24 protein-coding genes are annotated in these 22,835 nt (G+C 75.4%); 13 read left to right on the top strand and 11 right to left on the bottom strand.

What is annotated here, in order from left to right; translation table 11 throughout:
* Positions 1 to 18 precede the first annotated feature (18 nt).
* Positions 19 to 1,425, bottom strand: a complete 1,407-nt coding sequence (locus ACI769_RS03895) for a glutamate decarboxylase (protein ID WP_085386818.1) — start codon at positions 1,423 to 1,425, stop codon at positions 19 to 21.
* 176 nt (positions 1,426 to 1,601) lie between these two features.
* Between ACI769_RS03895 and ACI769_RS03890 the strand changes: the two genes are divergently transcribed.
* Positions 1,602 to 2,252 (top strand): TetR/AcrR family transcriptional regulator, encoded by a 651-nt coding sequence (locus tag ACI769_RS03890; RefSeq protein WP_198163126.1) that lies wholly within the window; start codon positions 1,602 to 1,604, stop codon positions 2,250 to 2,252.
* A gap of 126 nt (positions 2,253 to 2,378) precedes the next feature.
* The gene (locus tag ACI769_RS03885) at positions 2,379 to 3,143 is read left to right on the top strand and encodes a glucose 1-dehydrogenase (protein WP_061269402.1); all 765 of its coding nucleotides are present in this window, start codon (positions 2,379 to 2,381) and stop codon (positions 3,141 to 3,143) included.
* Between the two features lie 39 nt (positions 3,144 to 3,182).
* Here the strand turns inward: ACI769_RS03885 and ACI769_RS03880 are convergent, their stop codons facing one another.
* Positions 3,183 to 3,566 carry a TraR/DksA C4-type zinc finger protein gene (locus tag ACI769_RS03880; protein WP_085386820.1) on the bottom strand — a complete coding sequence of 128 codons (384 nt, stop codon included), beginning with the start codon at positions 3,564 to 3,566 and terminating at the stop codon, positions 3,183 to 3,185.
* 177 nt (positions 3,567 to 3,743) lie between these two features.
* Between ACI769_RS03880 and ACI769_RS03875 the strand changes: the two genes are divergently transcribed.
* The 6 genes from ACI769_RS03875 to ACI769_RS03850 all read left to right on the top strand — a co-directional run bounded on the left by ACI769_RS03875 (position 3,744) and on the right by ACI769_RS03850 (position 8,384).
* Complete coding sequence (locus ACI769_RS03875; protein WP_085386821.1) at positions 3,744 to 4,673, top strand: NADP-dependent oxidoreductase; 930 nt, start codon at positions 3,744 to 3,746, stop codon at positions 4,671 to 4,673.
* A 127-nt stretch (positions 4,674 to 4,800) separates the two neighbouring features.
* Positions 4,801 to 5,265: a hypothetical protein gene (locus tag ACI769_RS03870; RefSeq protein WP_034655328.1), complete on the top strand. Its 465-nt coding sequence runs from the start codon at positions 4,801 to 4,803 to the stop codon at positions 5,263 to 5,265.
* 154 nt (positions 5,266 to 5,419) lie between these two features.
* Positions 5,420 to 5,899, top strand: coding sequence for an SRPBCC family protein (locus ACI769_RS03865; RefSeq protein ID WP_061268360.1), 480 nt, complete (start codon positions 5,420 to 5,422; stop codon positions 5,897 to 5,899).
* 121 nt (positions 5,900 to 6,020) lie between these two features.
* The gene (locus ACI769_RS03860) at positions 6,021 to 7,265 is read left to right on the top strand and encodes a sensor histidine kinase (protein ID WP_085386822.1); all 1,245 of its coding nucleotides are present in this window, start codon (positions 6,021 to 6,023) and stop codon (positions 7,263 to 7,265) included.
* On the top strand, positions 7,262 to 7,927 hold the full coding sequence (locus ACI769_RS03855) for a response regulator transcription factor (RefSeq protein WP_085386823.1): 666 nt from the start codon (positions 7,262 to 7,264) through the stop codon (positions 7,925 to 7,927). The genes ACI769_RS03860 and ACI769_RS03855 overlap by 4 nt, the downstream gene beginning before the upstream one ends.
* Before the next feature lie 151 nt (positions 7,928 to 8,078).
* The gene (locus tag ACI769_RS03850) at positions 8,079 to 8,384 is read left to right on the top strand and encodes an SHOCT domain-containing protein (protein ID WP_081599813.1); all 306 of its coding nucleotides are present in this window, start codon (positions 8,079 to 8,081) and stop codon (positions 8,382 to 8,384) included.
* 83 nt (positions 8,385 to 8,467) lie between these two features.
* Here the strand turns inward: ACI769_RS03850 and ACI769_RS03845 are convergent, their stop codons facing one another.
* Positions 8,468 to 9,988, bottom strand: a complete 1,521-nt coding sequence (locus tag ACI769_RS03845) for a dicarboxylate/amino acid:cation symporter (RefSeq protein WP_085386824.1) — start codon at positions 9,986 to 9,988, stop codon at positions 8,468 to 8,470.
* Positions 9,989 to 10,432: 444 nt separating this feature from the next.
* Positions 10,433 to 12,418, bottom strand: a complete 1,986-nt coding sequence (locus ACI769_RS03840; RefSeq protein WP_409141204.1) for a penicillin-binding transpeptidase domain-containing protein — start codon at positions 12,416 to 12,418, stop codon at positions 10,433 to 10,435.
* A gap of 295 nt (positions 12,419 to 12,713) precedes the next feature.
* Here ACI769_RS03840 and ACI769_RS03835 point away from each other — a divergent pair, with 295 nt between their 5' ends.
* The 3 genes from ACI769_RS03835 to ACI769_RS03825 are packed head-to-tail and all read left to right on the top strand — an operon-like array spanning position 12,714 to position 14,375.
* Positions 12,714 to 13,256, top strand: coding sequence for a hypothetical protein (locus tag ACI769_RS03835; protein WP_085386826.1), 543 nt, complete (start codon positions 12,714 to 12,716; stop codon positions 13,254 to 13,256).
* Positions 13,257 to 13,290: 34 nt separating this feature from the next.
* Positions 13,291 to 13,803, top strand: coding sequence for a signal peptidase I (locus ACI769_RS03830; RefSeq protein ID WP_085386827.1), 513 nt, complete (start codon positions 13,291 to 13,293; stop codon positions 13,801 to 13,803).
* Positions 13,800 to 14,375: a hypothetical protein gene (locus tag ACI769_RS03825; protein ID WP_085386828.1), complete on the top strand. Its 576-nt coding sequence runs from the start codon at positions 13,800 to 13,802 to the stop codon at positions 14,373 to 14,375. Before ACI769_RS03830 ends, ACI769_RS03825 begins: the two co-directional genes overlap by 4 nt.
* A 21-nt stretch (positions 14,376 to 14,396) precedes the next feature.
* Here the strand turns inward: ACI769_RS03825 and ACI769_RS03820 are convergent, their stop codons facing one another.
* The 7 genes from ACI769_RS03820 to ACI769_RS03790 all read right to left on the bottom strand — a co-directional run bounded on the left by ACI769_RS03820 (position 14,397) and on the right by ACI769_RS03790 (position 21,434).
* Entirely contained in the window at positions 14,397 to 15,113 is a 717-nt protein-coding gene (locus tag ACI769_RS03820; RefSeq protein WP_085386829.1) for a hypothetical protein, read from the bottom strand.
* Complete coding sequence (locus tag ACI769_RS03815) at positions 15,110 to 16,606, bottom strand: WXG100 family type VII secretion target (RefSeq protein ID WP_409141203.1); 1,497 nt, start codon at positions 16,604 to 16,606, stop codon at positions 15,110 to 15,112. Before ACI769_RS03815 ends, ACI769_RS03820 begins: the two co-directional genes overlap by 4 nt.
* A gap of 150 nt (positions 16,607 to 16,756) precedes the next feature.
* Complete coding sequence (locus tag ACI769_RS03810; protein ID WP_043652182.1) at positions 16,757 to 17,047, bottom strand: DUF1905 domain-containing protein; 291 nt, start codon at positions 17,045 to 17,047, stop codon at positions 16,757 to 16,759.
* 86 nt (positions 17,048 to 17,133) lie between these two features.
* Positions 17,134 to 18,336 (bottom strand): MalY/PatB family protein, encoded by a 1,203-nt coding sequence (locus ACI769_RS03805; protein ID WP_085386831.1) that lies wholly within the window; start codon positions 18,334 to 18,336, stop codon positions 17,134 to 17,136.
* An 80-nt stretch (positions 18,337 to 18,416) separates the two neighbouring features.
* On the bottom strand, positions 18,417 to 19,250 hold the full coding sequence (locus tag ACI769_RS03800; RefSeq protein WP_085386832.1) for a hypothetical protein: 834 nt from the start codon (positions 19,248 to 19,250) through the stop codon (positions 18,417 to 18,419).
* A 190-nt stretch (positions 19,251 to 19,440) separates the two neighbouring features.
* Positions 19,441 to 20,175, bottom strand: a complete 735-nt coding sequence (locus ACI769_RS03795) for a DedA family protein (RefSeq protein ID WP_085386833.1) — start codon at positions 20,173 to 20,175, stop codon at positions 19,441 to 19,443.
* A gap of 104 nt (positions 20,176 to 20,279) precedes the next feature.
* Positions 20,280 to 21,434 carry a serine hydrolase gene (locus ACI769_RS03790; protein WP_085386834.1) on the bottom strand — a complete coding sequence of 385 codons (1,155 nt, stop codon included), beginning with the start codon at positions 21,432 to 21,434 and terminating at the stop codon, positions 20,280 to 20,282.
* A gap of 101 nt (positions 21,435 to 21,535) precedes the next feature.
* Between ACI769_RS03790 and ACI769_RS03785 the strand changes: the two genes are divergently transcribed.
* Complete coding sequence (locus tag ACI769_RS03785; RefSeq protein WP_034656219.1) at positions 21,536 to 22,555, top strand: LLM class flavin-dependent oxidoreductase; 1,020 nt, start codon at positions 21,536 to 21,538, stop codon at positions 22,553 to 22,555.
* A 49-nt stretch (positions 22,556 to 22,604) separates the two neighbouring features.
* On the top strand, positions 22,605 to 22,832 hold the full coding sequence (locus ACI769_RS03780) for a hypothetical protein (protein ID WP_043652196.1): 228 nt from the start codon (positions 22,605 to 22,607) through the stop codon (positions 22,830 to 22,832).
* Positions 22,833 to 22,835: the final 3 nt, after the last annotated feature.

Here is a 22,835-nt window from a genome sequence, read left to right as displayed (position 1 = left end):
TTCCCGCGGTCGTCCGGGTCAGTGGTGGAAGTTGGAGCGCTGGCCCTCGGTCGGCATCGGGCCGGTGAGAGCGTCGAGGAGCTCGACCTCGTCGCGCAGGTCCGCGAGGAACGCGGACGCCAGGTCGTGGCTGAAGCCGTTGCGCACGACGACGCGCTGGACGGTGAGGTCCGTGAGGTCGTCGGGCATGGGGTACGCGGGCACGAGCCAGCCCTTGGTGCGCAGCCGCTCCGACAGGTGGTAGAGGTCCCAGTTCTTCGTGTGGCCCTCGCGCAGGCGCCACGCGAACACGGGGATGTCCGAGCCGTCGTTCCACAGCTCGAACGCGGGCATCTTCGCGATCTCGCCCGACAGGTAGAGCGCGACGTCGCGCGACGTGCGCTGCACGGCCTCGTAGCCGGTGCGCCCGAGGCGCAGGAAGAGGTAGTACTGGAGGAGCACCTGCGCGCCGGGGCGCGAGAAGTTGAGGGCGAACGTCGGCATGTCCCCGCCGAGGTAGCTCACGCGGAACACGAGGTCCTCCGGCAGCGACTCCGTGTCGCGCCAGACGACCCACCCGAGGCCCGGGTAGACCAGGCCGTACTTGTGGCCGGAGGTGTTGATCGACGCGACGCGGGGGACGCGGAAGTCCCACTCGAGGTCGGGCTGGAGGAACGGGGCGATCATCGCGCCCGACGCGCCGTCGACGTGGATGGGCACGTCCAGGCCGGTGGACTCCTGGATCCGGTCGAGGGCCGCGGCGATCTCGGCGACCGGCTCGTACATGCCGGTGTAGGTCACGCCCATGATGGCGACGACGCCGATCGTGTTCTCGTCCACGTACGTCTCGAGGTCGTGGCCGTCGAGGACCTTGTGGTCCTCGGAGATCGGGACGTAGCGCGCCTCGACCTCGAAGTAGTTGCAGAACTTCTCCCAGCACACCTGGACCGCGCTCGAGAGCACGAGGTTCGGGCGGTCGGTCGGCTTGCCGGCGGCGCGGCGCGCGTGCTGCCAGCGCCGCTTGAGGGCGAGACCGCCGAGCATGCACGCCTCGGACGAGCCGATGGTCGACGTCCCGATGGTGTGCTCCGGGTCGGGCGCGTGCCACAGGTCGGCGAGCATCGTCCAGCACCGCGTCTCGACGGCCGCCGTCTGCGGGTACTCGTCCTTGTCGATCATGTTCTTGTCGGCGGCCTCGAGGTACAGCCGCGCAGCGTGCTCGTCCATCCACGTGCCGACGAACGTCGCGAGGTTGAGCCGCGCGTTCCCGTCGAGCATCGCCTCGTCGTGGACGATCTGGTACGCCGTCTCCTGGAGGGACTCGTCCTCCGGGAACCGGAACTTGGGCAGGGCCGTCGCCTCCCCCGGTCTGGCGAAGATCGGGTTGAGCTCGACGACGTCGGGTTCTCCGGTGTGCCTCTCGGCCCGGCGCGTGTTCGTGACCATGTCCGCCCCCTCGGGTTGGTGTGGCCGCGGACCTGCGGCCGCTCTCTCGACGGTACGACCGTGATCCCGGGACCGCCTCTGGGCGGGTGAGATAGGCAACACCTGTTGCTTAAGTGATTGCCTCGGCGTAACGTCGAGGACGAGGCAGCGCACGGCACGACGCGGAGGAGGTGGCCGTGGACAAGCGCACCGCCCGCACCGCCGCGGCCCTGCGGACCGCGATCCTCGCGCTCGCCGCGGAGCAGGACGTCACCCGGCTCACGGTGTCCGCCGTCGCGGCCCGCGCGGGGATCAACCGCGTGACGTTCTACGACCACGCGTCGAGCCCGTCCGAGCTCCTCGCGCGCGTGCTCGGCGCCGAGCTCGACGCGATCCGCGACCGGTTCTTCGCCGACGTCCGGGCCGCCGAGACGGCCGACGACGTCGCCGCCCGCTCCCGCGAGGTCGTCGACCACTGGAGCCGCGCGCTCGTCGTGCACGTCGAGGCCCACCTCCCCGTCTACGAGCGCGCGCTCGAGGGCGGGCTCAGCGCGCCGCTGTTCCGGCTGCTCGCCAGCCACGTCACCGGCACGCTCGTCGAGCACCTGCACGCCCACCCGGGCCTCCTCCCGTCGGCCCCGGCGGGAGTCCCGGCCGACCCGCCGGCCGGAGCCGCGACCACCGCGACGGCCGACGTCGCGGCGCGCGCCTTCGCGACGTACGTCGGCTTCGGCACGGTCGGCGCGCTCGAGGTGTGGCTCGCCACGCCCCCTCCCCGTGACCCCGGGCTGTTCCCGCGGGTCGCCCGAGACGCCCTGCCCGCCTGGTGGACCACGCCGTCGCCCTGACGAGCCGTCCCCTCCGCCGGTCGACCGCGGTCCCCGGCGGGCAGGTGCGCACCACCCGCGCGACGACGCCCCCGCTCACGAGGCGGGCCGACGCCGCCGTGCCCCCGCAAGGAAAGGAGCCCCACCATGGGCAGCACTCCCGGAAGGGTGCAGAACAAGGTCGCGATCGTCACCGGCGGCACCGGCGGCATGGGCGTCACGAACGCGCGCGCGCTCGTCGCCGAGGGCGCGAAGGTCGTGGTCGCGGACCTCGACGACGCGAAGGGCGAGGCGCTCGCGCGCGAGCTCGGCCCCGACGCCCGCTACGTGCACCTCGACGTGACGAGCGAGGACGAGTGGGCGGCCGCCGTCGCGGCCACGCTCGACGCGTTCGGGCGCGTCGACGTGCTCGTCAACAACGCGGGCATCGCCAACGGCGGTCCCATCACGGAGTTCGACGTCGCCGCCTGGCGCCGGATCATCGACATCAACCTCACCGGCACGTTCCTCGGGATCCGCGCGGTGTCGCCGATCATGGCGAAGGCCGGCGCGGGGTCGATCATCAACATCTCGTCGGTCGAGGGCATGCGCGGGAGCGCGGGCCTGCACGGCTACGTCGCGTCGAAGTTCGGCGTCCGCGGGCTGACGAAGTCCGTCGCGCTGGACCTCGGCCCGTACGGCGTGCGCGTCAACTCGGTGCACCCGGGGTTCATCTCGACGCCCATGACCGCGTCGCTCAACCCGGACGACCTCCTCATCCCGCTCGGCCGCCCCGCGGCGCCCGAGGAGGTCTCGCGCATGATCGTCTTCCTCGCGAGCGACGAGGCGTCGTACTCGACGGGCTCGGAGTTCGTCGTGGACGGCGGCCTCATCGCCGGCGTCCCGTCGAAGAAGGGCCACGGCCAGCTCTGACCCGGCCGCGGTCGGCCCGGTAGCGGCGGGCCCGGTCGCTCAGTGCACCGCGGCCGCGCACGCGACGCAGGTCCGCGCCGTCGGGCGCGCCTCGAGGCGCCCGGCGGCGATCTGCTGCCCGCACCCCGCGCAGACGCCGTAGGTCCCCGCGTCCAGGCGCGCGAGGGCGGCGTCGACCTCCTCGACCCGCGCGGCCGCGTCGCGCGCGAGCGCGTCCACCTGGGCGCGCTCGAACGCGATCGTCGCGCCGTCGGGGTCGTGCTCGTCGTCCGCGTTGGAGTCGCGCGACGCCTCGACGATGCCCGCGACGTCGGCGCGCAGCGCCCGCAGGCGCTCCGACGCCTCCGCGCGCACGGCGAGTAGCCGCTCGCGCGCGGGCCGCGGGTCGAGCGGGTGGTCGGAGCTCTCGAACGATGTCGTCATCACCCTCCCCAACGCTCGGGACGGGGTGAAACCGTCCCGGACGGGGACTCCTGCCCACGTCCGCCGCATGACAGCGGCGGTCCGCGATGGAAGAGTGGAACCGCCCGGCCACCCCGGGGCCACCGCGCGGACTCGCCCTCGCGGTGGGCGACCGACGGCGAGACCACGGGGGTCGGCATGAGCACGGTCGTCGTCTTCGAGGAGTTCGGCGGGCCCGAGGGCCTGCGGGTCGACGACGAGGAGGTCGGCGCTCCCGGCCCCGGCCAGGTGCGCGTCGCGAACCGCGTCGTCGGCGTCAACCCCGCGGACCTCAAGCGGCTCGCCGGCGCGTTCGGTGGCCGCGTCCCCGGCGTGCTGGGGTTCGAGGCGGCCGGGGTGGTCGACGCCGTCGGGCCCGACGTCCCGGACCTCGCCCCGGGCGACGAGGTCGTGTGGCACGGCACGGGGGCGCAGCGCGAGCTCTCGCTCGTCCGCGCCGACCACGTGCGGCGCAAGCCGTCGTCCGTCCCGTTCGACCAGGCCGCGGTCCTGCCCGTCGCGGCGGCGACCGCGTTCTCCGCGCTCGTGCAGGCCGACACGGGCGAGGGGGACGTCGTGCTCGTGCACGGCGCGAGCGGTGGCGTCGGGTCCGCCGCGGTGCAGATCGCCACCGCGCTCGGTGCCCGCGTCGTCGGGACGGCCTCGCCCGCGAACCACGACTACGTGCGCGGCCTCGGTGCGACGCCCGTCGCGTACGGCCCGGGGCTCGTCGACGCGGTCCGCGCGCTGCCCGACGGGCTCGACGAGGTGAGCGTCGTCGTCGACCTCGTCGGCACGGAGGAGACCGTGGCCGCGACCGTCGCGCTGCTGGGCGAGCACCTCTCCCCCGCCGACGCCGACGACCCGCCGAGCGCCGTGACCGTCGTCGGGACGGACGCCTCGCGCGCCGCCGGGATCGCCGACAAGGTCGACGCGAAGGGCGCCCTCGACGAGGTGCTCGCGCTCGCGGAGGACGGGCGGCTCCGGGCGGAGATCTCGGCCCGGTTCCCGCTCGCCGAGGCCGCGGAGGCGCTCCGCCTCGTCGCCGAGGGGCACGTGCGGGGGAAGGTCGTCCTCGACGTCGTGTGACGCGGCGCGCTCCTTTGTGACGCTGAGCACAAGCTCACCGCAGGAGCCGCGGGATTCCGCGGCTCCCGCCCCGGCGCCCGCTCAATCTTCTTGCGCCCCGCGTGCGCCAGAGTGTGGAATCGTTAGCATGCGTAAGCTTCTTGCCGCCACCGCGGCGCTCTCCTGTGCCCTCCTGCTGGCGTCCTGCGCCTCGCCGACCGACCCGGCGAGCGACGACGCGGCGACCACCCCCGCGACCGAGACCACGACCGAGGCGGCCCCCGAGGTCACGCCGACCGTCGTCGCCGTCACCACGACGTGCAGCACCTTCTACGGCGGCGAGTACTCCGCCGAGCGCCTCGTCACCGAGACGACGCCGCTGCTCGCCACGCCGGACGACGAGGACGCCGCCGCCGCGATCTACACGACGCGCGAGCGCATCGCCGCGGTGCAGAACTTCGCCGACCCGGAGCTCCAGGAGAACCTCAACGGGATCAAGGCGCCCTTCGAGGCCGCCGTCCAGGGCGAGACGGTCAGCACGTCGAAGCTCCAGGAGTCGCTCGACGCGTTCCGCGCCCAGTGTGTCGAGGCCGGGTACGCCTTCGCGTCCTGACGCCACGCGCCGCGGTCCGGACGGCCCGTCCCTCGTCGAGGGGCGGGCCGTCCTCGCGTCCAGGGCCTGCTCGCGTCGGGGGGCGCGCCGGTGCCGGGCTCGCCGCGTCCTGAGGCGGGCGGCGAGGCGCCGCCCGGCGTGGGAGCATCCGACCATGCCCGTCGTCGAGTCCTCGCTCGTGGTCCCCGTCGACCCCGCGACGGCGTTCGCCGTCTCGCAGACGACGGGCGCCGTCCGCCTGCGCTGGGACCCCTTCATCCGCCACCAGCACTTCCTCGACGGCGCGACCGCGCCCGCGAAGGGCGTGCGGACCTTCACCCGCCACCGCAGCGGGCTGTCCATGGTGAGCGAGTACGTCTCGTACAACCCGCCGACCAACGTCGGCATGCGCATGGTCCGCGGGTCGTGGTTCTTCGAGAACCTCGCGGGCGGCTGGCGCTTCGCGCCCGACCCGGCCGGCGGCACGCGCGCGACGTGGCGGTACAGCTTCCGGTGCCGGCCACGCTGGCTCGCCCCGGTCGCCGAGCGCGTCGGGTCGTGGGTGCTCCAGCGCGACGTCGACCGGCGCATCGCCGGCTTCGCGCGCGGGTGCGCCGACCCGGTCGTGCTCGACGCGGTGCACGACGGCGCCTGACGCCCGCGCCCCGTCCGCCGCCGCGCGGCACCCGGGGCCACGCGGCCCGGCACCCCGGGACGACGTCGCCCGGCACCCCGGTCGGACGCGGCCCGGCCGCGCGCGGCGTAGCGTGCGACGCATGGGCCCGCTCGACCGCCGCCGCCCCCGGGCGTTCCTCGCCGTGGTGCTCGCGGTGGTCGCGGTCGTCGGCACGGCGGGCGCGACGCACGGCCAGCCCGGTGCCCGGCCGCTCGACGCGGCGGCGCTCGCGCTCCTCCTCGTGCCCCCGCTCGCCCTCGTGCTCCTCGTGCGGTGGCCGGTCGTCGCCGTCGTCGTGTCCGTGGGTGCCGCGGGCGCGTTCCTCGTCGCCGGGTACGCGTGGGGCCCGGTGCTCGCCGGTCCCGTGGGCGTGCTCGTGGGGGTGCTGCTCAGCGGGCCCGCGGTGCGCGCGCGCCGGGTCGCGTGGGGCGGGGCGGTGCTCCTGGCGGGCGCGGTGGTCACGGCGGCGGCGCTGCGCCCGGACGCGCCGCCCCCGGCGACGCTGCTCGGCGGGACCGCGTGGACCGTCGTCGTGCTGCTCGTCGCCGGGACGGTCCGCGACCGGTCCGCGCGCCTCGCCGCGGCGCGCGAGGCGGAGCGCGCCGCGCGCGCCGAGCGGGAGCGGACCGCCGTCGCCGACGAGCGCCTGCGGATCGCGCGCGAGGTCCACGACGTGCTCGCGCACTCGCTGTCCGCGATCACCGTCCAGGCGGGCGTCGGCCTGCACCTGCTCGACCGCGCCCCCGAGCAGGCCCGCGGTGCGCTCACCGCGATCCGCGCCGCGAGCACCGAGGCGCTCGACGAGGTGCGCGCGGTGCTGGGCGTCGTGCGCGGCGACGCGGGCGACGACGGCGCGCCCCTCGCCCCGACGTGGGACCTCGCGGCGCTCCCCCGGCTCGTGCGGCAGGCGGAGGGCGGCGGGCTCACGGTCGCGCTCGACGTCGACCCGGCCGCCGCGGGACTGCCCGACCGGCTCGCGGGCGTCGTCTACCGCGTGGTGCAGGAGTCGCTGACGAACGTGCGCCGGCACGCGCACGGTGCCACGCGGGCGGACGTGCGGGTCGCGGTGCGTCCCGCGCCGCACGGCACGGTGACCGTGACCGTGACCGACGACGGCGCGGCCCCGGGCGCCGAGCCGGAGCCGGGCTATGGCCTGCGGGGCATGCGCGAGCGCGTCGAGAGCGTCGGCGGCTCGCTCGCCGCCGGCCCGGCGCCGTCCCCCTCTGGACGTGGCTTCCGCGTGCGGGCAGTCTTTCCCTGGCCGGGCTCCCCGCCCGGACCGGGCACCCCCGGACGGTCCGACGCGGGCGACGACGCACCGCCGCAGCGCGAGGAGGCACCGTGATCGACGTCGTGCTGGCCGACGACCAGGCTCTCGTGCGGGGTGGCTTCCGCGCGCTCATCGACTCCGAGGACGACATGCGCGTCGTCGCGGAGGCCGCGACCGGCGACGACGCCGTCCGCCTCGCGCTCGAGCACCTGCCCGACGTCGTGCTCATGGACATCCGCATGCCCGGTCTCGACGGCCTGGAGGCGACGCGGCGGATCGTCGCGGACCGGGCGGCGTCGCACGTGCACGTCGTGGTCGTCACGACGTTCGAGCTCGACGAGTACGTGACCGACGCGATCCGCGGCGGCGCGAGCGGCTTCCTCGTCAAGGACACCGAGCCGGTCGACCTCGTCCGGGCGGTGCGCGTCGCGGCGCGCGGCGACGCGCTGCTCTCGCCCACCGTGACCCGGCGGCTGCTGTCGCGGGTCGCGGACGCGACGCGCGCCGTCGGGCCGGTGCGTGGTGTCGAGGAGCTCACGCCGCGCGAGCACGAGGTGCTCGTCGAGGTCGCGGGCGGGCTGTCGAACGAGGAGATCGCCGGGTCGCTCTTCCTGTCGGAGTCGACCGTGAAGACCCACGTCTCGCGGGTCATGGCGAAGCTGGGCGCGCGAGACCGGGCGCAGCTCGTCGTCGCGGCGTACGAGTCGGGCCTCGTCCGTCCGGGCTGGGCGGGCTGAGCCTCCGACCGCCGCGGCGGTACCCGGGGACGAGCGAGGTCGGCACGCCCGGGTGACGACGCGGCGTCGGGCGGGCGCGAGCCTGGGGGTGCGGCCGGCGGACGGCCGCCCTCGCCGTGACCGGCGAGGCGCACCGACACCGGAGGTCGTCATGCTCACCGCACTCACCGGGGCGGCCGGCGCGCTCCCCACGGACGCCGTCGCGTCGTGGGGGCACGCCGGCTGGGGGCCCGGGCCGTGGTGGTTCGTGTTCCCCCTGCTGTGGTTCCTGCTCTTCGCGTCCGTGGTCTTCCTCGTCGCCCGCCGCGCCCGGCGCGGCGGGGGCCCGGGCGGGTGGCGCACGTCCGGCCCTGACCCGGTCGCGATCCTCGGCGAGCGCTACGCGCGCGGCGAGATCGACGAGCAGGAGTACCGCTCGCGCCTCGCCGTCCTCCGCGAGGGTCACCCCCACCCCTGACGCCGAGAACGACGTTGCTGCCGTCATCCCGCGGACAACGGCAGCAACGTCGTGCTCGACGGCGAGGAATCGCCTGTTCGGCGTCAGGCGGAGGCGCCCACGCGCTCCTTGGTGCCCGACGGCGCACCCTCCCCGGTCTCGGCCGGCGCCGGGGACTCCGTGGTCGCCTCGGACGACGCGTCGTCGTCCTCGTCCACGAAGAGGTCCTCGGCCGTGGCGGCCTCGTACTGCTCGAGGTCGAGGATGCCCTCGCGCTTCGCCACGATCGTGGGCACGAGCGCCTGGCCCGCGACGTTCACCGCGGTGCGGCCCATGTCGAGGATCGGGTCGATCGCGAGCAGCAGGCCCACGCCCGCGAGCGGCAGGCCCACGGTCGAGAGCGTGAGGGTCAGCATGACGATCGCGCCGGTGAGGCCCGCGGTCGCGGCGGAGCCGACGACGGACACGAACGCGATGAGCAGGTAGTCGGTGATCGACAGGTCGATGCCGAAGATCTGCGCGACGAAGATCGCCGAGATGGCCGGGTAGATCGAGGCGCAACCGTCCATCTTCGTGGTGGCGGCCAGCGGCACGGCGAACGACGCGTACTCGCTCGGCACGCCGAGGTTGCGCTCGGTGACGCGCTGCGTCACGGGCAGCGTGCCGATCGAGGAGCGCGAGACGAACGCGAGCTGGATCGCGGGCCACGCGCCGCGGAAGTAGCTCGAGATCTTCAGGCCGTTGGTGCGCAGCAGGATCGGGTAGACGACGAACAGCACGACCGCGAGGCCGACGTAGATCGCGACGGCGAACCACGCGAGCGACGCGAGCGACGTCCAGCCGTACGCCGCGATGGCGTAGCCGATGAGGCCGGCGGTGCCGATCGGCGCGAGGCGGATGATCCACCACAGCACCTTCTGCACGATCGCGAGCGCGGAGCGGTTGAACGCGAGGAACGGGTCCGCCTTCTTGCCCGACTTGAGCGCCGCGATGCCGATGACGAGGGCGACGACGAGGATCTGCAGGACGTTGAAGTTCACCGACGTCTCGGCGGCACCCGTGAGCGCGCCGTCGTCCCCCGTCGTCAGGCGGGTCGACGCCCCGAGGCCCAGCACGTTGCCCGGGATGAGGCCGGTGAGGAAGTCGAGCCACGTGCCGGTGCGGCCGGCCTCGTAGGCGTCGTCGACGGACACCGAGGCGTTCTGGCCGGGGTTGAACAGCAGGCCCAGGCCGATGCCCACGGCCACGGAGATCGCGGCGGTGATGGCGAACCACAGCAGCGTCTGACCGGCGAGGCGCGCGGCGTTGGTGACGGTCCGCAGGTTCGCGATCGACGCGACGATCGCGGTGAAGATCAGCGGCGGCACGACCGCCTTGAGCAGCGTGACGAACGACGAGCCGATCGTGTCGAGCGTCGTGGTGAGGCCGTTGGGGACCTCGCCGGCGGCGTCCTGCGGGCCCATGGCGAGGGCGAGGGCACCGAGCCCGACGCCGACCGCGAGGCCGAGCAGGATCTGCACGCTGAACGAGGGGAACCGGCGCTTCTTCTTCGCGGGCGCGGAGGCCGGAGCCTGCTTCGCCTGCGGGTCGGCCTGCGGGGAGGCCGTCGAGGGGGTCGAGGACACGGAGGACCTTTCGGGGTGACGCGGGCGCACGAGCGCCCGCTCTCGGGAGAGGGGCTCGGGACGTCGTCGCGGGGCGCCGGCAGCAGCGCGGCCCGGGCAGGGACGCAGGCACGGAGGTGGCCTGCGGCTGACGGGGGGCGCGCCACGCGCGTCAGCGGCTCAGGTCGCGAGGCGACCCGGGGTCCTGACGGGTGTGCGGAGGCGGGGAGGCGTCAGCGGCGACGGGGGGTCAGCGACACAGCGCGCTGGCGACTCGACGGAGGTCGACGTCGCGGCGCTGGGTGAGCTGCCAGGCAGGCACGCTGACGAACACGGAGGTTCTCCCGGAACGGTGGGTTCTCGCTGGACGCGGGCAGACGGACGCCCGCGGCAACCGATCATACCCGCTCGTGGACAACCGTCCGGCGGCCGGACCTATTCCGGCCGCCGGGGAGCGGCCGGGCGTCAGGCGTTCGGCGCGTCGAGGAACGCGTGCATCAGCGGCCCCGCCGTGACGGCGCCGCCCTCGCCCGTCTCGACGAACACGGCGACCGCGAGGTCGCCCTGCGTCGCGATCATCCACGCGTGGGACTGGCTGCCGTCGCCGTACTGCGCCGTGCCCGTCTTCGCCCCGGGCTCGCCCGGGAGGTCCTGGAGGATCGACGCCGAGCCGTCCGTGACGACGGCGCGCATGAGCTCGCGCAGCGTCGCGGCCTCCTGCTCGGTGAGGGTCGAGGCGGGCTGCTCCTCGGCGACGGTCTGCACGTCCGGGTGGACGAGGACCGGCGCCACCGTGCGCCCGGCGGCGACGCTCGCGGCGACCGTCGCCATCGCGAGGGGCGACGCCTGGACCTTGCCCTGCCCGATCATCGACGCGGCGTGCTCGGTGCCCTGCGAGTCGGTCGGGACGTCGCCGAAGAACGCGGGCGCGCCGAGCTCGGACTCGACGCCCAGCCCGAGCGAGGCGGCGGCGTCGTGCAGCGCCTGCTGCGACACGGCCTCCCGCTGCCCGATCATCGCCGTGTTGCACGAGTTCGCGAACGCCGTGCGCAGCGGCACGTCGCCGAGCGCCGCCGTCGGGTAGCCGGGCACGTTCTGGAACTTGCGGCCCTCGACGGTCAGCGTGGGCGGGCACGAGACGGTCGTGTCCGGGGTGAGGCCCGCGCGCAGCATCGCGAGCGTCGTCGCGACCTTGAACGTCGATCCCGGCGCGTACTGGCCCGTCGTGGCGGTCGAGAGCCCCTCGCCCGCGGTCGAGCTCGCCGCCGCGAGCACGGAGCCCGTCGAGGGCTGGATCGCGACGATCGCGCTCGGCCCCTGCCCGGCGAGCAGCGCCTCGGCGGCGACCTGCATGTCCGGGCGCAGCGTCGTGCTCAGCGGCACGCCGTCCACCGGCTCGACCGAGAACACCTCCGTCGGCTCCGCGTCCGCGTCCGCCTCGCCCGGCACGACCTCGATCGACAGGCCCGGCACGCCGCGGAGCTGCTCGTCGTACTGCCGCTGGAGACCGGAGATGCCGACCTGGTCGCCCGCGGCGACCGCGCCCTCCGACTCCTCGACGATCTCCGCCGTCGCGTCGCCCACGCGCCCGAGCAGGGGACGCGCGAACTCGCGCGTCGGGGCGAGGGGGATCGCGTCGTCGATGACCGCGACGCCCTCGATGCCGCGCGCCGCGTCGACGTCGACGCCCGCGGTGTCCTCCGTGCGGACGGTGATGGCCTCGACGAACGCCTTCTCCCCGGCGCCCGCGACGCGCTGCGCGTACTCCTCCGGGTCCAGCCCGACGACGCCCGCGAGCGCCCGCGCCGCGCCGTCCCACTGGGCGGAGCCCACGCGCGTCTTGTCGACGCCGATCCGGTAGACGGGGCGGTCCTCGACGATGGGGACGCCGTCGGCGCCGAGGATGCCCGCACGGACCGCCGGCACGCGGCTCACCGCGAGCCGGCCCCCCTGGCCGAGCTCGGGGACGAGCACGTCGGGCTCCCACACGACGTCCCAGGCACCCGGGCCGTCCTCGCCCTCGCCCGGCTCCGCGAACGTGAGCTCCGCCGTGGTGGTGTACTCCCAGGCCTGGTCGCCCGCGACCTCCCAGCGGTAGGCGAGCGTCGCCGTCGCGCGGTCGCCCGCGTCGTCGCCCTCCTCGTCGACGTCCACCGACTCCACCTCGACCGTGCGCTCGTACGGCGCGAGCGGCTCGAGCACCGCCTCCAGGTGGCCCTGGACGTCCTTCGCGGCGCCGTTGCGGAACTCCAGCCCGCTCACGTCGCCGGCCTGGAGGGCGTCGGCGAGCGCGTTCGCGGCGTCGGACGCCTCCGGGCGGTCGGGCGTGCACGCCGCGAGGGGCAGGGCGAGGACGGGGACGAGCGCCGCGGCCGTCGTCCAGCGGGCGGTCCTCCCGCGCCACCGGCCGTGCGTGCCGGATCGACCGTGGTCGTGCGCGACGCTGCTCACTCGTTGCTCCCCTGCTCCGTACCGTTCGGGACGAGACGGACGCTACCCGACGGCACCGACGCCCCCGGCACCGACGGCCGGACCGGACCGGTTCGTCCGCCGCTTCTTCACCTCCCGCTCCTCCTCCCCGTCCCGCGGAGCCGCAGCGCGCTCACCATTCCCCGCACGGCCGTACGGTGTCCGCGCAGGTGGGCGGGGGTGCGCCCGGGTGCGCGCCGCGATCCCTGGACGATCCTGCGCTTTTCCTGAGGAACAGGTGCGCCAGCGTTGAGGAGGACTCCGTACTTTTCGAGTCATGACTCTCCACACCCCCGAGACGACCCCCGCCCCGCGCCGCGACAAGCGCCGCGCCTTCGCCGCCTTCGGGCTGGCGGCCCTCGCCGTCGGCGGCATCGGGGCGGCGCTCACCAGCGCCGCCTGGACCGACAACGCGTTCTTCACGGCGCCCGCGACGGCCGCGACCTTCGACCTCCAGGGGTCGCTGGACGGGACCACCTGGAAGGACTCGTCCGACCCCGAGGCGATCGAGCTCGTCGTGCCGTCGGACGCGCTCGCGAACCTCCTGCCCGGCCAGACGCGCACGATCGACCTGTGGGTGCGCAACGAGAGCTCGGTGAAGGCCGCGCTCACGTCCAGCGTCCGCTTCGCCTCGGGCTCGACCTTCACGACGAACCCCTCCGCCTCCGTCTCCGGCCTCGCCACGACGCTCGACGCCGCCGGCGGCACGTCGAGCGACCAGTTCCGGCTCACCGTCACGGCACCGAGCGACTGGGCGCCGTCGAACCAGGGGGCCACCGGGACGCTCGTCGTCACGGTCTCCGCCACCGCGACGGCCTGACCCGACGCCGCACGCAGGAGGAGGAGAACCACCGATGCAGGTACTGCGGCGCGGGGCCGTCCTCGTCCTGTGGGTCCTCGCCGCCTTCGGGCTGGTGTGCGGGGCGGTGGGGGGCGCGACCGCGGCCGGCCTTATCAAGCCCCTCGTCGTGATCTCCGGATCGATGGAGCCGGGGATCATGACGGGCGACCTCCTGGTCGCCCGGCCGGTCCCGGCGGCCGACCTGGCCGTCGGCGACGTGGTGAGCCTGCCCAGCGAGCTGACCGGCGACCTGGTGACCCACCGCGTCGAGGCCGTCGAGCAGACGGGCGACGACCAGTACACGGTCAGCATGAAGGGCGACAACAACGCCTACGCGGACGCCCTGGACTACACCGCCTCGGGCGACGTCTGGAAGCCCGCGGTCCAGCTCGCCGGCTGGGGCACCGCGATCGTGCGTCTGACGACCCCCGCCGTGGCAGTCCCCCTCCTCGTCGGCCTGCTCGGCCTGCTCGGCCTCACCCTGCTCGTCCCGCCCGCACCGCGACGCGTGCCAGTCCACCGGTGACCGGCACCCGGACCGGCCGGAGGGCCGGCGGGACCGCCGGTCCCACGGCCGGGCGCCGCACGCTGAGCCTGCTCCTCGCGGTCCTGACGCTCGTGACGGCGTCGTGGTGGGGGGTCGCCCACGCGGCCGTCGAGCCCACGACGGCCGCGTGGACGGACCAGGCCCAGGCCGCCGCGCCCGTCTCCGCCGGCCGGTGGCAGACGACGACGGCCGGCACGTGCGTCGCGCGCGGCGAGGGTCGCGCCGTCCTCTCCGGCTGCACGGTCCGCTCGATCTCGTTCGAGACGTGGGGCGAGCCGGGGAGCCAGGTCCGCAACTACTACGTGGCCTTCACGGTGCCCGCGGGCACGCGGTCGGTGTCCTTCGACGTCGACCTCCGGGTCGCGACCGGCCAGGAGACCTCGTGGCGGTGGAGCGGCGCCCACGTCGTCGCCGGGGCCCAGTTCACCCCGCAGCAGGGCTGGACCTGCGCCGACCTGCCGCGCGTGCGCGGGGAGGGCGCCGACTGGCAGAACCCGATCTACTTCCAGGTCGCCGAGCAGGGCGGCGGGGGCGCGTCGGCCTGCCCGTGACGGGCGCCGCCGTGGCGCGCGTCAGTCCGGCGTGACCGGGCTGATCACGTACCAGAGGCGCACCGACGCGTCGCCCCCCGGCCCGGGCTCGTGGCTGATCTGCACGGACGTCTCGACGTCGCCGTTCGACCCGTTGATGCCCGTGCGGGCGCGCGTCCCGCCCGCGCGCGACGCGTCGAGCGACGCGGGCAGCTCGTCGAGCCACCGGTCGACCTGCGACCGCGGAAAACCCAGCACCTGCGCGTCGGCCACGAGCTGGTCGTGCACGGCCTGCCCGCCGGAGAGCGTGCGGAACACGTTGATCGCGCTCACGTACCCGCGCCGGGGCTGGATCGTCAGCTCCTCGGCCGTCGTGGTCCACGTGCCGTCGGGGAGCGTCAGCTCGACCTCGGCCGCGCCGTCGGGCACCTGCACGACGGCCATCGACTCGCCCAGCCCGACGGACTCCGCGGTGATCGGCCTGCTCACGTCCCAGTGCACGGTCTCGCCCCTCTCGATGTCGTCGATCGTCGTCGTGCCCGCCTCGCCCCCGCCGCCCTCGCCGCCCGAACCGCCCGACGACGTCGGGCCGCCCGGGGCGGTCGTCCCGCCCGGTCCGGTGGCCGCGTCGTCCGGGTCGCCGAACGTCACCGTGCACCCCGTCAGCACGAGAGACCCGGCGAGCGCCCCCGCGAGCAGGACCGCGGCGACGCCGGCCCTCGGCGCCGTCCCGTGCGCGCGACGGAACCCCCGGTTCACTGGTCCACGTCCACGTCCCACTCGGTCAGTCTGTCAAGGATGCGTCCGATGCGGGCGGGGTTCGTGAGCCGGTAGTCGGCGATCCGGTCGGACACGTCGGTGCCGATGATCTGCGCCGCCTGGTCCGGGTGCTGCGTGACGAGCTGCTGGTAGGCGGGCAGCGTGTCGTTCGCGATGTACTCCCAGCGGGTCGCCTGGTCGGCGATGTTGCCGCCCGGCAGCGGCGTCTCCACCGTCACCGTGCCCTGCACGGGGTTGTCGAACGTGACGCCCGTGAACGGGATCCCGAGGTTCTCCGGGCCGGGCGTCTCGACGCTCACCGTGAAGGGGTCGTGCTGCGCGTACGTGCCCGCGCCGGGGATGGACGGCTCGCCGACGAGCGTCATGAGGTACGTGAACGCCTCGCCCGTGACCGGGTGGTCGCGCATGGTCTGCCAGTCGTCGGCGATGATCTGGTTCTGCTCGCGCCACAGCAGCGCGGTGTTGCCGTCCGCGAGCGCCTGCGCGTCGCCCGCCCGGCCGGCCTCGACGTCCGCCCACGCCTGGTACGCGGCGCCGTCGATGACGCCGGCCTCGAGCAGCCGCTCCATCTCCTGCATGCCGCCGTTTAGGTACGCCTCGTGCATGACGGCCTGGTCCACGAAGATCTCGCGCTGCATCGACAGGGACTGGTTCTCGTAGAAGCCGAGCTCGGCGTCCGACATCGTCGCGATCGCCTCGAGCGCCGCCCGGTCGACGCCGGGCGGCAGCGCCCGGGCGCCGCTCGCGACGCCCTGCGCGAGCTGCCGCATCATGTCGAGGTCGAAGAACCCGGCGGCGAACGACGGCCCGATCATCGCGGCCATGCCGGCCCACTGCATCCACGGGTTGTCCAGGTAGAGCTCGCCGTAGTACGTGTAGACGCTCTCGATGATCTCCCGGTTGGCCGACGCCCCCGCGGACGGGTCCCAGTCGGCGAAGTCGAACCCCGCCTCGCCCGCGGCGACGCGCGTCCAGTGCGTGACGGCGAGCTCCGCGAACCCCGGGGAGTCGGGGTCGACACCGAGGCGCACCATCCGGTCGTAGAGCGCCGCGACCTGCGCGTCCGTCGCGTTCTCGAGCCACGCGGCGCGCTCGCCCGCGTCCATCGCGGCGTACTCGCCAGGCGTCGGCGTGGGGACGGTCTGCTGCGGCCCGCCCGGGCCGGACGTGGGCGCGCCGCCCGGGCCCGCGAGGGCGCCGCCGTCGGCGCTCGCGGACTGCTGCTGGTCGGCGTCCGTGGCGAGGCGGTCGGCGGCGGCGTCGAGGAGGCTCGCGGTGCCCGTGAGCGAGGGTCCGAGCGTGGTGGCCCACGCGCTGCGGAACTGCGCGGCGTCGGGCCCGTCCCACCGGGTCGCGGCCTCGACGACGGCCGCCACCTGCGCGCGATGGGTCCGCAGCGCGTCGGCGCCGGAGCGCAGGCCGGACGCGAGCGCGCGCAGCGCACGGACGTCGGCGCCCCACATCCCGCTCATGCCGTCCCCTCCCGCCCCTGCGCGTCCCCTCACGCGCACGCGTCGACGCCTTCGTCCTCGACGGTCGCACGCCGACGGTACGCGGCCGGGTCGGCCGCCGCGATGGGGACAACTGCCCATGCCCGGACAGGGCGGGCGCGGCGGCGCGCCTCAGCTCAGGCGGCGCTCCAGCCGCACCACGACCGTGTCACCGACGTCCTTGCCGAGGCGCTTGCGCACGCCCGCGTTGAGCGACAGCATCAGCCCGCCCGACCCGGTCGGCATGAGCCCCACGTTGCGCAGCGCGACGTCGTCGACGGTCGCGTCCACGCGGACCGCGCGCAGCGACCCGAAGAGCTCGCGCGCCCCGGGCACCTCCACGCAGGGCCACGTGTCGCCCTTGACGTCGACGCCGACGGGCGCGGTGAACGTGTGGTCGAGGAGGACGGGCTCGAACGGCATCGGGTGCTCCGGTGGGTCGTGCGGTCGTGGTCGGGGGGTCTGACCGGCCGAGGGCCGAGAACTCGTCGGTCGTGGTCGAGCGACGTTCATGCGTCCCGCACCGACACGCCCATGCGCTCGACCGCCTCGGTGAGCACGTCGACGCCCGTCGCGAGGTTGAGGCGCACGTGCCCGTGCCCGCCGGGGCCGAACCGGCGCCCGTCCTCCAGCGCGACGCGCGCGCGGTCGAGGAACCACGACCGGGGGTCCGCACCCGCCGGGCCGGGCAGCCCGCGCGCGTCGAGCCACGCGAGGTACGTCGCCTCGCCGGGCCGGTAGCGCACCGCGGGCAGGTGCTCCGCGAGCAGGTCGGCGAGGAGCCACGCGTTGCGCTCGACGCCCGCGAGGACGTCGTCGAGCCACGCCTCGCCGTGGTCGAGCGCCGCGACGTGCGCGAGCACGGCCACGTGCTGGACGCCGTGGCTCGCCTCCTCGGGGATGCGCCGCAGGTCGTCGGCGGCGTCCGGGCCGGCGACGGCCGCCGCCGCCTTGAGGCCCGGCAGGTTCCACGCCTTCGACGCGGAGACGATCGCGACGGCCGATCCCGCCCCGGGGACGGTGAGGAGCGGCGTGTGGGTCGTCGCGGGGCGCCCGTCGAGCCCGGGCCGCGTGAGGGGCGCGTGGATCTCGTCCGCCACGACGCGCACCCCGTACCGCGCGGCGAGCGCCAGGCCGTCCGCCAGCTCCGCGCGCGTGTGCGCGGTCCCCGTCGGGTTCTGCGGGTTGCACACGAGCCAGACGGCGCGGCGCCCGCTCCCCGGGCCGTCACCGTTCGCGGCGGCACCGGTCGCGTCGGCGAACGCCCGCTCCAGGGTGTCGAGGTCGAGACGCCCGTCGGTGCCCAGCGGCGCGTCGACGACGCGGCGCCCCTCGTTCGCGGTGAAGCCGTAGAACGGCGGGTACACGGGCGGGTTGACGACGACCGCGTCGCCCGGGGACGTGAGGACGCGCAGCACCTCGACGATCGCGACCATGACGTCGGGCAGCGTGCGCGACGTCGCCGCGTCGGGCGTCCAACCCCAGCGGCGCCGGGCGAAGCGCGCGTACGCCTCGCCGTACGCGGTGCCGACGTCGTACCCGGTGTCGCCCGAGCGCAGGGCGGCCGTCACGGCGTCCACGACCGCGTCGCACGGCGCGACGTCCATCTCGGCGACGAACAGCGGCAGCACGTCGGGCGCGAAGGTGCACCACTTCGCCGACGTCCGACGGCGCAGCTCGTCGAGCGTGAGGACGTCCAACGGTGTGCGCATCGTGCCCCTCCTCGGTGCGGGCCGAGCGTCTGCACGGCACCGGTCGGCGGGCCTGCCTCGGTCGGCCGACCCGGCCCACCCTAGGCGGGCTCGGGCTCCGTCGCCGCGGGCGCGCCCTCCTCGGCCGCGGCGTTCGCCGGGCTCGTCGCGAGCACGACGCACCCGCCGACGGCGGCCAGCGTCGCCACGACGGCGGGCACCGCCCAGCCCGACCGCACGACGTCGCCGAGCACGGCGAGGCCGACGATCCCCGGGGCGAGCACCTCGATCACGGAGACCGTCGCGGCGACCGTCCCCACGGCGCCCCGCTCCAGGGCGCGCAGGTAGGCGAGCGCGCCCGCGACGCCGCCGAGCACGATCGCGAGGGCGAGCGGCTGGAGCACGGTGTCGAGCAGGTCCCCGGACGCGTGCGCGCCGCGCGCCGCGACGGCGGCGACCGAGTAGCCGAGGCCGCCCAGGACGGCGAGCAGCACGGGGTGCCCGCGCCGGTACGCGGCGGCGGTGCCGACCGCCACGACCACCCCGGCGACGTTGACCCAGGTCGTGAACCCGGCCGGCGGGTGCGTCGCGGGCTGCTCCCCCGCCGCGAGCGCCAGCACCACGAGGCCCGCGACGACGACGCCGATCGACACGACGTCCGTGCGGCGCAGCGTCGCGCCGAGCACGAGGCGGGCGAGCAGCACGACGGCGACGAGCGACGCCGCGACGACGGCCTGCACCACGAACAGCGGCAGGTGGTCGAGGGCGAGGAGGGAGAGGAGCCAGCCGACGCCGTCGACCACGAGCCCGCCGACGACGAGCGGCTGGGCCACGGCCGCGAGGCCGTGGGCCCGGCGCGTCGCGACGGCCTGCATGATCGTGCTCACCGCGTACAGGAGGCTCGCGGCCACGGCGGCGAGCAGCGAGAGGATCACGACGCGACCCCGGGGCCGTCGCCCGCGGCGGGCGCGACGAGCGCCGCGCGCACGGGCACGCGGGGCCGTTCGGTCGGGGCGGGCACGTTCCGATCATCCGCCACGGCGGCGCGCACCGCGCGGGCGGGACCCCCGGCCGGCCGGGCGTCGGGCCGAGGTGGTCAGGCGCTGCCGCGGGCGGACGCCGTGGTCAGGCCTCGTCGCGCGCGGGCGCCGCGTCCCGACGGCCGCGCGCGTGGGCGGGGCGCTCGTCGTCGTGCACCCAGCGCCAGACGCGCGTCACGACGAACCACACGACCGCCGCCGCGACGACCGCGATGACGACCTTCTGCAGGACGCCCGCGTACTCCTCGACGACGTGCCACTGCTCGCCGAGCGCGTACCCGGCGTAGACGAAGATCGTGTTCCACACGGCGCTGCCGGCGGTGGTGAGCGCGGTGAACTTCCACAGGGGCATGCGCTCGACGCCCGCGGGGATCGAGATGAGGCTGCGGAAGATGGGGATGAAGCGGCCGAAGAACACCGTCGCGCTGCCGTGCCGGAGGAAGAACTGCTCGGTGCGGTCGACGTCCTCGACCTTGACGAGCGGGAGGCGCTCCGCGACCCACCGCGTGCGCTCGCGCCCGATGATCGCCCCGACCGCGTAGAGCGCGAGGGCGCCGACGACGGACCCCGCCGTCGTCCACAGGATCGCCTCGACGAGCCCGAAGCTCCCCTGGCTCGCCGTGAAGCCCGCGAGCGGCAGGATGATCTCGCTCGGCAGGGGTGGGAACAGGTTCTCGAGCGCGATGGCGATCGCGGCCCCGACCGGGCCCAGCGTCTCCATGAGGTTGACCGCCCAGCCGGCGACGCCGTCGAGAGCGGGCTCCGCCGTCGTGGCGGCGGGCACGGCGGCCGTCAGGGCGGCGGAGAGTCCGGAGGGCATGGGTCACGAGCCTAGGCGAGCGGTCGGTGGCGCGAACGCCGATGCGGCCGGAAGGGTGTGGAGGTCTCGTGCGGAGGCGCGGGACGTGCAGGGGACCGGCCCGCTCAGCCGCGGACGAGCTCGTCGAGGCGGCGGATCGGGTCCCAGGCGCCCGCCTCGCTGTTCGACAGCACGACGACCGTCACGCCCGGCGCCCCGGCCGGCGGGAGCGCGTCCGGGCCGTCCGCAGGGCCCACCGGGTCCGGGTAGTGGCGCAGGATCGCGCTCGCGCCCGTGTTGATGCCGTCCTTGTACGCCGAGCGCACCGACCCGTCCGCGAGCAGCTCGAGCTCGAGCCCGAAGCCGTAGTGCACGCTCGGTGCGGGCTCGGCTCCGTCCGTCGCCCCCGTCCCGCCCTCGTGGTGCAGCACCTGCGGGGTGAGGAACGCGCGCGTGAGGTCGGGCGGCAGGAGCTCGCCGTCGCGCACCGCCGCCCAGAACCGGGCGAGGTCGCGCGCCGTGACGTGCGCGCCGCCGTCGGGCGAGCCGACGGGCGGGTAGGAGTAGACGTTCTGCCGCCACCCGGTGACGGGGCCGTCGTCGTCCGGGCCCTCGTGCACGGGCTCCCAGCCCTCCGCGACGTCCGGCTCGGCCTCGTCCATGCGGAAGAACCCGGAGCGGTCCATGCCCGCGCGCGCGAACACGTGCTCGCGGACGTGGTCGCGGTACGTCGTCCCGGTGACAGACTCCAGCGCGAGGCCGGCGAGGACGTAGCCGACGTTGCAGTAGCGACACCCCTCGCCGGGCGCGAAGTTCGGCTCCTTGTGGACGAACCCGGGCAGGAAGTCTGCCGTGCGCGTCACGGAGTAGCTCGGCCGGTCGACCCACAGCTCCTCGTACGACTCCCCCGCCTCCTCGTCGGCGTCGTCCGCGATGCCTGACGTGTGGGTCAGCAGGTGCCGGATCGTCACCTCGCGCGGGATGGTCGTGCCCGCAAGGTCCACGTGGTCGTGGACGCGGTCGTCGAGCCCGAGCCGGCCGTCGCCCACGAGCTGGAGCACCGCGACGGCGGTGAAGAGCTTGGTGACGGACGCGACGTCGAACCGCGTGCTCGTGCGGACCGGGACGCCCCAGCGGCGCGACGCGACGCCGTAGGCGCGTTCGAGGAGCACCTCGCCGTGGCGTTCGACCCGCACGACGCCGGAGAAGTCGTCGGCGTCCGCGGCGGAGCGCAGGTGCGTGTCGAGGGCGGCGAGAGCGGCGTCGTCGAGCGCGGTCATGGCCCGACCGTAGGCGGGCCGGGGCGCTCCCGGCCAGGACTTTTGTCCCGGAGAGCCGCACGTCGTCACGGGTGGGAGCGCTATCACGGTACGGTCGCCGCATGGCGACCTCGACGACGACCCCCGCGCTCGGCGTGATCCTCCCGCGCGAGCTCCCCGCCGACCTCATCGTGCCGTTCGCGCGCCGCGCGGAGGAGGTCGGCCTCGACGAGCTGTGGGTCGTCGAGGACCTCACCTTCCACGGCGGGATCGCGCAGGCCGCGACGGTCCTCGCCGCGACGCAGCGCCTCACCGTCGGCATCGGGATCCTGCCCGCCGCCACGCGTGCGCCGTCGACCGCCGCGATGGAGGCCGGCACGCTCGCCGCCCTGCACCCCGGCCGCCTGCACCTCGGCCTCGGGCACGGCATGCCGGCGTGGATGCGGCAGATCGGCGTGTGGCCCGCGAGCCCGCTCGCGATGCTCGAGGAGACCACCGCGACCGTGCGCGCCCTGCTGCACGGCGAGCGCGTCAGCGTCGCGGGCCGCTACGTGTCCGTCGACGACGTCGCCCTCCACGCCCCGCCCGCCTCGCCGCCGCCCGTGCTCGCGGGCGTGCGCGGCCCGCGGTCGCTCGAGGTCTCGGGTCGCGTCGCGGACGGGACCATCCTCGACATGCCCGTGACCCCCGAGTACCTCGCCGTCGCGCGCGCCGCGATCGACGCCGGGCGCGCGAGCGCCGGGGACGCGGCCCCGCCCGCGCACCGCGTCGTCGCGTTCTCCGTCGGCGCCGTGCACGACGACGTCGCGACGGCCCGCGAGATCGTCCGCCCCTACCTCGCGGTCCTCGGCGAGGCCGACTGGTCCGCCCAGATCGACCCGCTGCCCTTCGCCGCCGACTTCCGCGCCCTGCGCGACGCGAGCGCCACCCCCGACGACTTCGCCGCCGCGGTGCCCGACGCGTGGGTCGACGCGCTCGCCGTCGTCGGGTCGCCCGAAGCCTTCCGCGCGCGGCTCGCCGAGCTCGGCGCCGGCGGGGTGTCGAGCGTCGTCCTCGTCGCCACGACAGCCGACCCTGCCCGGCCGGACGACCCGTTCAGCGCGCTCGACGCGCTCGCCGCGGTGACCCGCCCCGCCGTCTGACGGCGGCCGTCGACCTGCGAGACCGCGCCGGAGAGCCGACCATGGGCAGGTGAGCGAGCACGCACCGACCTACACCGAGACCTGGCCCCTGCTGAGCCCGGGAGACCGCCGTCGGCTCGAGGAGCTCGACGACCTCGAGACCGACATCCTCCGCCAGCTCTCCGAGGCGTTCGCCGACGAGGTGGACGCCCCCACGCTCGGCGAGGTCCAGGTCGAGCGGCTGCGGGTCTACCGCGACGCGCAGGCCCGCGCACAACGGCAGCGGACACGCGCCTGACCG

Origin of the sequence: Cellulosimicrobium sp. RS, assembly GCF_046159675.1 — a bacterium.
Classification (GTDB): domain Bacteria; phylum Actinomycetota; class Actinomycetes; order Actinomycetales; family Cellulomonadaceae; genus Cellulosimicrobium; species Cellulosimicrobium funkei.
This window is presented reverse-complemented; position numbering and strand designations above follow the sequence as displayed.